Origin of the sequence: Blautia sp. An81 (assembly GCF_002161285.1) — a bacterium.
GTDB classification, from domain to species: Bacteria; Bacillota; Clostridia; order Lachnospirales; family Lachnospiraceae; genus Blautia; species Blautia ornithocaccae.
In genome coordinates, this window is the sequence record NZ_NFHH01000015.1 from 80,955 (window position 1) to 91,599 (window position 10,645).

A 10,645-nucleotide genomic window follows, 5' to 3' on the forward strand; every position below is an offset into this window, starting at 1 on the left:
TTCCTCCTTATAACCAGTTTCCTTCATTCTGCCGGATCCAACTTTCCTCCGGCGTGTATGGCTCTTCTTTTTCCTTAGGCTTTTCCTCTATCTCAGTCAGGTATAGTGACCGTACACCCATCAGGTCCGCTGCCGCCATGGCGTACACCTCGCAGTCAAGATAATGGTTATCGGCATGAGTTGTCTTCTGAACCCATACCTGCTTCACTTTTCCATTGTTTGTCCGGACATTGACCTTATGCTCCGAAGTTACCTGCTCGGCATATTCCCGGTCACATCCGGCATAAACCATCCATGATCCGCTTCCACTTGGTTTTCGCATACGTCCCGCAATCATGTCCTTATATTTTCCGGTATCAATCAAAACCAAATTCATTCCGTATGCCTTGCTTCCTGCTTTATTGATGGTGGACATCTTATAGTGCGAAAGCATGGGGTTTGAGGATCCCTTGCTTGGAAGTGCCCACTCTGAATTCTCCACGCAAAAGTCGTATACTGAATCTGCATTGTATCCGGAGTCGATCAGCGCCAGGGATATAACCATAGGTGATCCGTCTTCTGTCCGGTATTCCAGGTTCATGATCCGCTCCAGCTCCGTGAATGAAAACGCCTGCCCATGAGAGATATTCTGGCTCGTAAGGAAATCTCCCCATGCCCGGATCGTCCAGTATAGACAATTTTCCTGGACATCCACGCCCGCTGTAAGCATTTTTGCCCAGTCTGGCACAACAAATTCTTTTGTCTGCGTCTGATGTTCCAACACCAGATCCGCATTTGTTCGAAGCCTCGTGTCTTCCCATGGTTCTGCCAGCCAGGAGTTTACAAAGTTTTGAAGTTTTTCCGGGTCTTCTTTTGAATCCAAAAATTCCATGGCGATTTCTTTCCATGTCAGAAATCTTGAATACAGGGCATTTAGCCAAAAAGAAACCTTGCGTGGCTTTCCTTCACAGGTTTTCTTTGTGTCTCTCCATTCTCCTCTTCTCAGCATTTTAATCTTGTCTTTATCTGTAATCAGACATCCGCATTCCTGGCATACATATACTGCCTGCTCTGCCCTTTCCTCATTGGACATTCCCTCTTCTGACGGAAATTTTATCTGTTTAAAGGCGAATGTAATGTACTCCCCGCAATGGGGGCAAGGAACGAAATACTGTCTTTGTTCATCAGCTTCCTCATGGATTTGCCATACATAATTTGTCTTTAATGTCGGTGTACTGCAAGTGTAGATCTTCTTGCTGTATGTAAATGTCCTGGTCCTCTCCTTGGCCAGATTATACGGAGACGCCTCTTTTTTCGACGCTCCGTCCATCTTGTCAATCTCATCAAAAAACAGATACTTTATTGCTTTTGAAGCAAGTTTTCCCGGGGATCCGGATCCTCTTAAATAAATCTTCATACCTCGGAATTTCAGGTTTAATTCTTTTGAAGAGTTCGGATAAAAGCGTTCATTGATCTCCGGCGTTTTGGTTAATGACGGTTTCAATCTGTCATTAGAGGTGTCCTTTGCCAGATCATCGCTTGGATATACGATCATAGTCGGAGACGGATTGCTCATTATGATCCATCCCAGCATATTCAGCATTGCTTCTGTTCCACCAACCTGGGTAGGTTTGCAGAAATTAATTTCCTGCACATACGGATCATTGAAAGCATCCATGATTCCAACCAGATAAGGTGTCACATCATTTGACCATCTTCCGGAAAAATTGCTGGATTCATCTAAGATCCTATATTTTTCGGCCCACTGACTTACCGTCAGTTTTTCCGGTGTTTTCAGTGTCCGTCTGATCACGTTCATAAAGAGGGTCCGTGTTCTTTGACGTGAACGCTGTCTCTCACCCGTCGGCAAAATAGATTTCTCCTTTATTCGTTTTCATCCTCATCTTCGTCCTCTACACCTTCTAATAACTGTGATGTCTTGTCTTTGTCGATTTTTAATGGATCATATTCCGAAAGAGCTTCCAGTGTCTGGAACACTTCTTTTTCCAGAATATCAAGAATTATGTTTATATCGTCTTCCCCTACGACTAACGGCGCTACTTTGTGTGGAATTGCTAGAAGCCTGTTTTTAAAGCTCACGAGCATATCTGTCAGGAACTCTTCTACATCATCTGCTTCATGCAATTCCCTTTTCAGCCGTCTGAGCTTCAGAATTGATATTTTTTTCTTGATCTGTTCATGTTCAGCCTGTTCCTTCTCTTTATTGTAGTTTGTACCCTGCTGCACTTCCGCTTCCAGTTTATAATTTATATACTCCGGAACGCATTTCTCCAGGCAATAGTTTTTTGTCTTTTTCCCATCTGCTGTATTCCGTGAAAACAGCCCAAACTCGTTTTTTAGCTGCCGAACTCTCCTGTCCGATATCCCCAGAATTGCGGCAAGCTCTTTTTGATTTACATCCATCCTCGTGCCTCTTTTCTTCTCCCCAAAACAGGAAGGAAGTACCCTTAATTTTTATTTTCTACAGAGGGAAAAGCCGGACCTTCCCCGACCCGCATGAAAAAAATTGCACAAGTAGTACCTAACGTTTTTGTGCAATTTTTCATACAAAAAAGGGACATCCTTTCGGTTGTCCCTTTTGGTCTCTTCCTTGCTTATCATTTTTCTTTTTTTGCTTCTTTTACTTCATTCACAAAAGCATTCATCATCTCTGTCAACTTTCCTGCCTGGCTCACGCCAGCTTCATCGCAAGCTTTTGCAAAAGCTTCGACTGTTTCCTTCTTAAGCTTGTATGACTTCGACATCCATCCTGCCTTTGCTTCATACTTTCTTGTTGCCACGGTCTGTGGCTTCGGGCTTCCTAGCGGCATCTCTTATCCCTCGCTTTCGCAATGAAATAATATACCAATTTAACCACCCCGATAGCAATAAAGAATATCCCTAATTTCCACAGCATTCTTTACACAGATGAGCTTTCATGTTATAGTTTATTCAGAGAAGGGCTTTCGCCCTTCCCCTTTGATGAGCTTAATTAATTAGCTTATCCAGAATCAGTAAGATGATTCCAATGATTAAGTCCGTTATCGCTTGAAGTAGCCAGCTTTTGTAGTCGATATCGGGCTTTTTCTTTTGTTTCTTTTTGCTCACCTGTTATCTCACCTCCTTATGTATATATAATATCATATGGTGTACGATATGTCAACAGATGAGCACTATTTAATTGCTAAAAATTTTTAATAATTATTTCTTTGTATTTTTTGCTATCACTTTTCGTAGCCAGATTATGAGGCCTTTCTACACTGATCACTGTATATCCGTCATATAGATTTCGGATTTCCGGGCACTCATTGTATGAAAGAATCCATTTCCCTTTCACCTCATCCAATGTCTTTTTCAGTCTTGTGTGATCCTCTGGTTGAAATCTATCCGGATAATATTTCTCTGTTTCATAGTAAGGTGGATCCAGGTAGAATAAAGCTCCTGGCCTATCATATGTCCTGATCAGATGCTCGAAGTCCAGGTTTTCAATCACTACTGTGGATAGTCTTTCTGAAGCCAAACTTAAAAAGTCTACTGCCTTTTTCATATTCTTTGGCTTAACCCCAAAAGAATCCAGTCCAGATCCGTAGCTCTCCTTTATTGCTACGAAAAATCGGGCTGCTCTTTGAATGTCCGTCAGCCCTCTTGCGTTTTGTATAAAATCAAAGAAGAGTTCTCTGGACATCAAAATACCATCCAGCTCCTTTTGTAAAGTCTCCGGATGGAATTTCACGCATCTATATAGATTTACTAAATCACTGTTTATGTCATTATATACTTCCATTCCTTTCTTCTCTTTTCCGAATAGAACCCAGCCTGCTCCGCCAAATACTTCTATGTATCTGTCGTAATCTTCAGGGAACTGCTCCAGGATTTTCTTTCTCAGCAGCTTTTTGCCGCCAATCCAACTTATAAAACTATTCATATTCACCACTGCCTTTCTATTTTTTTAGAAAAGCCTTGTCGGGTAAATGGGCCCTCTGGGATTTGAACCCAGGACATACCGGTTATGAGCCGGTTGCTCTAACCAACTGAGCTAAAGATCCAAAAAGGCACTCCGAAATCTCAGAATGCCTTTTATAAACATAAAAAATATTTCTATTTTTTCGCACCAACCCCAAACATATAGCCTACTGCTGATGTAATTGCCGGCAATATCACATTCCAATAATCATGCCCTAATACCATACATATAATCCCTACCAAGGACAGTAATATGCATACTGTAAAAGCTATATTCATAGCCGCATTTTCCTTTTTATTCCCGAAAAATTTCCCCATCCATCCACCATCCTTGTCTTTACTGTTTGCGATACTGTCTATTATTGCTTTTTGGTTAGATTCACTTAAACCTGTGATTATTTCTGGTTTTGCCAATGAAGCCAATGTATCTTCTGGTAAAGGAGTTTTATCTAAAGTATCCTGCATATCAGCACCTACTCTCTATAAATGCTGCATATTCTAATTTTCTGATATAATTATTTGCGGACAATTTTTCAACCCAAAAATGAAGATATACAGATTTACCGCCAACTGTGGCAATGCGTATCGGCTCAACGGTTCCCGCTCCTGCTTCGAAGTTTACGCACCTAATGGAGATGGTATTGCTTTTCTCATCAACTATTTTATCAAAGCTTCTTTCTCCTCCATTTTCTTCGAAACTGAACTTTAATTTGACAGAAAATGCAATTCCTATCTTTAAGACCATGTCAATCCCCGAATTTGAGTCAAACGTAATTACGCTACCTGAATCAATTACTTTATAATTTCCAGAATAAATTTCCATTACCTGGTTCCTCCAATTACATTTTTTTCTATCATATAACAAAACACCCCATATTTCTACAGGGTGTTTCAAAAAAATGTATTGGAGGGTATCTCCTTTCGGAGAATCGGAACACCGGGGATCGAACCCGGCCCTTGTGCCTGAACCATGGAAGCACACGCTCTCATCCAGTGAGCTATATTCCATACAATCCACATGCGCCGTAATGCCGATTGTGTGATGGTTTCCAGGACTTCTGTCCTGCTTTTGATAAGGCAGTAACATAACCATGAAGTAGACTGCCATCTGCCGGCGCAGTACGTTGGCTTAAAAATTTGAGAAGGGGCGGGCGGTCTTTTAGGTACCCGCAATCTTTGCGGCCTACGGGCCACTGCCTTGGCCCGATACAGCAACAGGTCTATGGACCTTGTTGCTGAAATATGGTTACGTCTTATTTATTCAACTTAACCTGATATCATAATATCACGGAATGTCGGTCAATTTGTGGTCCAATTTCAATTCATTTAAAATTGCATAGAATTTTTTTCTTACGCCATAAAAATCTCTCCGACACATCGGGATCTTGCCCTGCTCCTCATCAAATTCTATGAACTCATACGGGAGCCCCAGAGTTACAGATTTTACTATGTATCTCCATATTTCTGGATTTGCCCTGATGGCAGCTTCTTCGATCATAGCGCAATCTCTTTTATAGATATCGTTATCTATAGCCTGGTTTTCCACCTGGCTTCCAACACTATGTCCCTTAGGCTGTCCGTCATACTGCGTCGCTGAAAGCCCATATTTTATCTTTGATTTTTTCTCGTCATATTGAAGGCAGAATGCCTTTAATTCTTTATACCGATTCTTTGAGATCCCATAATCCTCCCAGGTCATGTCTCGCAGTCTCTTTTTCAAAGGGATCACCTCCTGTATTCTCTTCCCGTCTCTTTATCCCGTAAGCCTATAATCTCCAGGCCGGAGACTCCTGCTGCCGCATTGAGCATTTTGTAGATGCTCCGGATATGTTTTGGCATCCTGCTGGCATTATGTACGGCTCTTTCTGCTGTTGGATCTGGGTATCCTTCTTTGTTCATAGCTTTTACCTCACAACTTCTGCAAACTTGTCTTCCTTCTGGGATTATGGATCCGCAGAAGACACACCTGTTTTCCACTTATGTCACCTTCTTCCAAATATCTCCTCGCCTATTCTCTGGTACTCCTTGGATATATTCTCAAAGGCCTCTTCCCATTCTTTTCCATGCCCGGCTCCCTCTCCTGCTGCCACATGTGCCAGCTCATGAGCAAACACTTCTGCAGCGTCTTTTATGGCCAGTTCTGCACTTATTGCAACTATAGGAGTCTCATCTGCATAAAAAATTGTGATCCCATATGCTTTTTCTCCCTGATCATCTGTGATATCCGGCTCAATGCAAGCTCTGTATTCTTTTTCTGGATATAGTGTTTTAAACGCTTTGTTAATCAGTTCAAAAGGTGAGTTCTCAAAAATCATTCTTCATCCCCTCCCTCTTCATAAGTCTTTAATCGGTTGTTGACTACACTTTGGCATCCACATACAGGACAATCGTAGCAATCTCTTAAACAATCTGGTCCTATCATGTTCTGTTCAATTCCTGTATATCTGTTTTCTTTTTTTAATTCAATTTCGTTTCCGCATACTCTGCATTTTATCTTTTTGATTTCGCTCATATTACTTCGTTTCCTCCAAATGCCACTTTAATCATATAATGCCTGCCCGCAATTTGAACAATTATTTAATATGCACCCAAATGTCGAATCGTCATATTTTGTTTTCTGGATTTTCCCACATGAAGGACATTTGTAATGCGTATGGTCAGGGCAGGAATCCTCAATACATTTCTTCGGTATCTGCTTTTCCCTGGCTTCACGGCACTCTTCTACGGTTCCGATTTCCCGGTACTGCTGAATTTCTTCGAGAGCGGAGATTGCCTTGCTATATGCGCAGTTTTCTTCTCCATATAAGCATCCATCATGACAATTCTCTGAATAGCATGATTCTTTCTTAATTCTTTCAATCGCTTCATTTTCCGTCATAATCATCATCCCTTTCACTAAATGCTTGTTTGATCAATCTTTTCTAGTAAACCTGCCTATGATATGCTCTCTAAATCTGTTCTCTTCCTGCTGCCTGGGGCATTTCACGTCCCCAGGCGATACCAATGCTTTCAGTTCCCTGCAGTAATGGTCTCCAGTCTGCAGGTCTTCCCTGTGTGCATCACAGTCTATACAATTCATTCTTTTAGCTCCTCCTTAATTTCCTGATCTGTCAGTTCGAATATTTCATATTCGTGCCGAAAAACAGCTCCGGCGCCCGTAACCTCCAGGCACCGGATCCAGCGCTCCGCTTCTAGCTGGCGCCCATTAATAACAATCTTCCGGTGATGTAGGTATTTCCGGCCAGGAGTCAATTTTCTTTTATCCATTCCTGCTCCTTTACTTAATGGTCTCGTAGATATTCTTTTTCCTGTTGTATCTGATCGGGACTGGAGCTCCACAGCTCAGGCAAGGTATATCAAACATTTCCTCTTTTTTGTTTGTCATATATTTGTACCTTCCTCCACATTCACAATTCACATACATGGGAATCAGCGGTTCTGTAAACTCTTCATTGCAGCCGCAATTATCGCAATGGATACTGTGCATTCCTTTTTTAGAACACTGTCCTTTCTCTTCTCCGCATTCTGGGCAACGGATATACAGAAATCCCTTATATGTATGTTCTGTATTTTCTTCTTTCATCTGGTACTCTTTTGTTTTTGAATTTTCCTTTGTTTCAGGAATACCCCCCCCCCGCCAAATTTAGCAGTTCTGCTACCAATAGTCCGAAGAGCCGTTCGCTCTGCTCTTCATCTCCTTTTAAAGTAAATCGTTTGGTCTTTGTATTGATCGTCAGCATATCTATCTCTCCTTTTGTATGTATTTCAGGAATTCTACCAATTCAGTTTCGTTGCTTGGGAACTTATCATAGATTTCATGCCTGTTCCATTTTGGGACGCAGCCGCTTTTGTCTTTCGGCGGCTCTGGTCCTCCCACCAGGTGAAGGTAAGAAATAGTATGTTCTTCATACCAGTCAGTGGCCGGCCTAGTGTATTCTTCTGCAATCAGCCGGGCGCCGTTGTCAAAATCGTATTTGTAATACCTGGCGCCAATATTCTTATCTTCGTACCAAAGCCCCCATGCCTGGTGATTCCTTAGCCATTCTTTTCGCTGATCATTGTTTTTAAAAAGCGGAAGTTCTGGCTGGATAGCTTCCGGGATATCCTCTTGATCAAGATCAGCAATCATTCCGGCATAGGCGCCGATCATCAGTTTCTGCTTACGGACACGGATATCTTTTTCCGTATAAGCTTCATTCATGATCTTTAATAGTCTCTTCGCCTCTTCCAGAAGATTCCGGAGAAGTTCCATGTCTGTTTCATCGGACAGTTCCTCATATCGTTCTTCCGGATCGGCAGGATTAATGGTTTCTACAGTTTTCTCGCAGATTTCCGGAGGATTCATAAATAGTTCCTGATCGGATTCCTCCTGTTGCGCCATCGCAACGATTTCCTGCTGCTCTCTGCTGTCTGAGGCAATATGTTCTTTCGGAAGGATCTCCGGGTAATCCTGTATTTCCATCTGTCCCTGTATCTGCTCTTTAGGCTCCTGCTGCACTGGCACAATACTTTCTTTCTGGTTTTCCTGAGCCTTTTCCATGGCAACTATATTCCACATAGACTGGATTGCTGCTGCCAAATAGAACCAATCGAAATCCCCAATGCAACTATTTTCTTCGTCCCATACCTGGATGCAATCATCAAAAAGATTTATATGGCCGGTTCCTTTATCGGTTGAAAAGTAATAACACCGGCTTTTTCCTGCAAGTTTTTTCCTGATCTCTTTCGGGCTTTCATCTACCTGCATAACACGGTTCATAAAATCCTGGAGGAACCAAAAATGCCAGGAAGAAATTAAGCGTTTTGCAGCATCGTTCAGATACTTTCTTTCTGTTTCATCAGGCTTCTTCAGTTCTATTTTAGGGGCCTCCGGCTTCCTGATCTCCCGGATCTCCTTGGCAGTCATGTCCGGCCTGGCCTGCTCCATCTGTTCATCTGTCAGATACAGCATTTCCTGGAGCTGGCTTTTTCCGAAATCCCGGTATTCTTCTTTCAGGTAAGGGCTGTTTCCGTCCTGGCTGAACTTATCGTTCATGGCCATCCACCTGCTGCAGGTAGACTTGCTTATACCATAGGTATCCTGAGCAAACTCCCAGATATCCTTGAATCCGTCCTGTCGGTACATCTCATTGTCACGGATCATTTTCAGATAATACCCGATAGTAATGAATTTTCTGGACATGCTTTCCAGGTCCCGGCGTATGATATTTTTGGCATTGTCGTAGTTTGTGATCTCGTTATCCATGTTCTTCTCCTATCTTTTTTCTTTCCGAAAAATCATATCTTTCCATCTGTTCCAGTATAAAAGCATCTCTTGTCTCTTCTATCGGTATGCATGGCATTGCTTTTAGCGTACATACTTCATTTTGCCAAAATATTTCTGTAGTTCCCTTAATGTGGTCATATCTCCCTAATGGTCCTACTGGAATTTCTTCGCCCTCTTCTCGGCTTTTGAGGTCTACCATGTCTGCGATAAATCGGTCTACCATCAAACACCGGAAATTATTCTTATCCTGCAAGGCTATGTAATCTTTTCTTAAATCATTCATGATGATCCCTGTTTTTTTGTATTCAATTTTGAGTTTTCTAACATCTGGCCGATACATTTCCGGATCATATAGTTCCGTCATTTCATATTGGTTTTCCTGATCCTTCCATGCTCTATAAGCTGTTCCCTCTGACGGCAGCCCTCCAGTCAGTTCTATGATAGCCGCCTTGGCCTTGTTGGTTATTCCCCATCTGGCCATCCATATAGACCAATAGCTTCCCATCAGATAGATCCCGTCTCCATCATTCCCAACGATCAGTCCGCTTCCTTTCCATGCAGACTTGATCAGTCCTTTAAACATACCTATTTTTAAAAACATTCTTCCACCTCATTTCTTCCAACCGGCATACTTTTTAATCCAATTTGTGGTTTCTTTCCACTCCAAGGCAAACTCTTCTTTGAAGGTAGATACATACTCTCTTTTTCTCCGCTGTTCGTCTTCCTTCTTTGCCTGCTCCTGGAGCGCCTTTTTATACTTCTCCGGGTCTTTCCGTATGGATCTGATTGTATATATGCTGTAACCTGAATACTCTATCAACTCCTGATTTGTCATTCCCATGGTAATCCCGTATAGAGCTCTTCTGGTCTTTGCAGTATCTACTTTCATTCCCATTTATTTCCGCCTCCCTTGGAATACCCCTGCTGCCCGGCAGTTTCCAGGAAGGCAGGGTCTGCGGTGTCCGGTAATTCCAATATAATTACAGGCCATTCCATTATTCTGGCTTTCTCCTTTGCTGGAGTATCTGCAGTACCGGCAGTCCATAAGTTTTATTTTCAAAACTTCCTTATCTGTCTTTTCCTTCCAGCCTTTCCACTGCAGACAGCCTTCGCACTTCTGTTTATCCAGCACCAGCTCTCCCTTTCTTTTGTGGGAGCCTGGGCATTTATGGGTGAGCAGAGACCTGTCTGGTTCGTGTTTTAGGACATTCAGGCAGGTCTCCCATTTTTCTGGTTTCTCCATGGCAGCCTCCTTTAGCTAAATGGCAGGTCTTCATCTATTCCTTCCGGAATATTCATGAAGCCGTCAGGGTCTGTTTGTTATCCGGCGCTTTCTACCAACCTTTTTTATCCCAAATCCAGCAAAATAAACGAACCCCCAGGGTAAAAGATTCTGACGGATTTTCCCGCACTTTCTTTTATCCTGGGGGGTTTTAT

At 42.4% G+C, this 10,645-nt stretch carries 19 protein-coding genes and 2 tRNA genes; all 21 read right to left on the minus strand.

The features are described from left to right. Nucleotides 1–7: 7 nt before the first annotated feature. Complete coding sequence (locus B5G33_RS13360; RefSeq protein ID WP_204247393.1) at nucleotides 8–1,798, minus strand: terminase gpA endonuclease subunit; 1,791 nt, start codon at nucleotides 1,796–1,798, stop codon at nucleotides 8–10. Between the two features lie 65 nt (nucleotides 1,799–1,863). Next, nucleotides 1,864–2,403: a DNA-packaging protein gene (locus B5G33_RS13365; protein WP_087417986.1), complete on the minus strand. Its 540-nt coding sequence runs from the start codon at nucleotides 2,401–2,403 to the stop codon at nucleotides 1,864–1,866. 194 nt (nucleotides 2,404–2,597) lie between these two features. After that, the gene (locus tag B5G33_RS13370; protein WP_242974702.1) at nucleotides 2,598–2,780 is read right to left on the minus strand and encodes a chemotaxis protein; all 183 of its coding nucleotides are present in this window, start codon (nucleotides 2,778–2,780) and stop codon (nucleotides 2,598–2,600) included. A gap of 383 nt (nucleotides 2,781–3,163) precedes the next feature. After that, complete coding sequence (locus B5G33_RS13375) at nucleotides 3,164–3,904, minus strand: DNA adenine methylase (protein ID WP_087417988.1); 741 nt, start codon at nucleotides 3,902–3,904, stop codon at nucleotides 3,164–3,166. 47 nt (nucleotides 3,905–3,951) lie between these two features. Further along, nucleotides 3,952–4,025: transfer RNA gene (locus B5G33_RS13380), tRNA-Ile, on the minus strand. A gap of 52 nt (nucleotides 4,026–4,077) precedes the next feature. Next, nucleotides 4,078–4,407 carry a hypothetical protein gene (locus B5G33_RS13385; protein ID WP_087417989.1) on the minus strand — a complete coding sequence of 110 codons (330 nt, stop codon included), beginning with the start codon at nucleotides 4,405–4,407 and terminating at the stop codon, nucleotides 4,078–4,080. A gap of 1 nt (nucleotide 4,408) precedes the next feature. After that, on the minus strand, nucleotides 4,409–4,765 hold the full coding sequence (locus B5G33_RS21375; protein ID WP_087417990.1) for a DUF6864 domain-containing function: 357 nt from the start codon (nucleotides 4,763–4,765) through the stop codon (nucleotides 4,409–4,411). A gap of 106 nt (nucleotides 4,766–4,871) precedes the next feature. After that, nucleotides 4,872–4,950: transfer RNA gene (locus B5G33_RS21380), tRNA-OTHER, on the minus strand. 277 nt (nucleotides 4,951–5,227) lie between these two features. Next, nucleotides 5,228–5,662 carry a hypothetical protein gene (locus B5G33_RS13395; RefSeq protein ID WP_087417991.1) on the minus strand — a complete coding sequence of 145 codons (435 nt, stop codon included), beginning with the start codon at nucleotides 5,660–5,662 and terminating at the stop codon, nucleotides 5,228–5,230. A gap of 5 nt (nucleotides 5,663–5,667) precedes the next feature. Beyond that, nucleotides 5,668–5,841, minus strand: a complete 174-nt coding sequence (locus B5G33_RS21385; protein WP_158229622.1) for a hypothetical protein — start codon at nucleotides 5,839–5,841, stop codon at nucleotides 5,668–5,670. Nucleotides 5,842–5,924: 83 nt separating this feature from the next. Beyond that, nucleotides 5,925–6,257 carry an ImmA/IrrE family metallo-endopeptidase gene (locus tag B5G33_RS13400; RefSeq protein ID WP_087417992.1) on the minus strand — a complete coding sequence of 111 codons (333 nt, stop codon included), beginning with the start codon at nucleotides 6,255–6,257 and terminating at the stop codon, nucleotides 5,925–5,927. Continuing rightward, nucleotides 6,254–6,454, minus strand: a complete 201-nt coding sequence (locus tag B5G33_RS13405; protein WP_087417993.1) for a hypothetical protein — start codon at nucleotides 6,452–6,454, stop codon at nucleotides 6,254–6,256. The genes B5G33_RS13400 and B5G33_RS13405 overlap by 4 nt, the downstream gene beginning before the upstream one ends. A gap of 27 nt (nucleotides 6,455–6,481) precedes the next feature. Continuing rightward, nucleotides 6,482–6,820, minus strand: coding sequence for a hypothetical protein (locus B5G33_RS13410; protein ID WP_087417994.1), 339 nt, complete (start codon nucleotides 6,818–6,820; stop codon nucleotides 6,482–6,484). 33 nt (nucleotides 6,821–6,853) lie between these two features. After that, nucleotides 6,854–7,021 carry a hypothetical protein gene (locus tag B5G33_RS21390; RefSeq protein ID WP_158229623.1) on the minus strand — a complete coding sequence of 56 codons (168 nt, stop codon included), beginning with the start codon at nucleotides 7,019–7,021 and terminating at the stop codon, nucleotides 6,854–6,856. Beyond that, nucleotides 7,018–7,209: a hypothetical protein gene (locus B5G33_RS13415; RefSeq protein WP_087417995.1), complete on the minus strand. Its 192-nt coding sequence runs from the start codon at nucleotides 7,207–7,209 to the stop codon at nucleotides 7,018–7,020. Before B5G33_RS13415 ends, B5G33_RS21390 begins: the two co-directional genes overlap by 4 nt. 10 nt (nucleotides 7,210–7,219) lie before the next feature. After that, a complete protein-coding gene (locus B5G33_RS13420; RefSeq protein ID WP_087417996.1) occupies nucleotides 7,220–7,525 on the minus strand; it encodes a hypothetical protein in 306 nt (101 codons plus the stop codon). 34 nt (nucleotides 7,526–7,559) lie between these two features. Further along, entirely contained in the window at nucleotides 7,560–7,682 is a 123-nt protein-coding gene (locus B5G33_RS22230; RefSeq protein WP_275532815.1) for a hypothetical protein, read from the minus strand. A 2-nt stretch (nucleotides 7,683–7,684) separates the two neighbouring features. Continuing rightward, nucleotides 7,685–9,187, minus strand: a complete 1,503-nt coding sequence (locus tag B5G33_RS13425) for a hypothetical protein (protein ID WP_087417997.1) — start codon at nucleotides 9,185–9,187, stop codon at nucleotides 7,685–7,687. Next, complete coding sequence (locus B5G33_RS13430) at nucleotides 9,180–9,809, minus strand: hypothetical protein (protein WP_087417998.1); 630 nt, start codon at nucleotides 9,807–9,809, stop codon at nucleotides 9,180–9,182. Before B5G33_RS13430 ends, B5G33_RS13425 begins: the two co-directional genes overlap by 8 nt. A gap of 9 nt (nucleotides 9,810–9,818) precedes the next feature. Next, a complete protein-coding gene (locus tag B5G33_RS13435; RefSeq protein ID WP_087417999.1) occupies nucleotides 9,819–10,103 on the minus strand; it encodes a hypothetical protein in 285 nt (94 codons plus the stop codon). After that, on the minus strand, nucleotides 10,104–10,451 hold the full coding sequence (locus B5G33_RS13440; RefSeq protein ID WP_087418000.1) for a hypothetical protein: 348 nt from the start codon (nucleotides 10,449–10,451) through the stop codon (nucleotides 10,104–10,106). It lies immediately after the preceding gene. Nucleotides 10,452–10,645 lie beyond the last annotated feature (194 nt).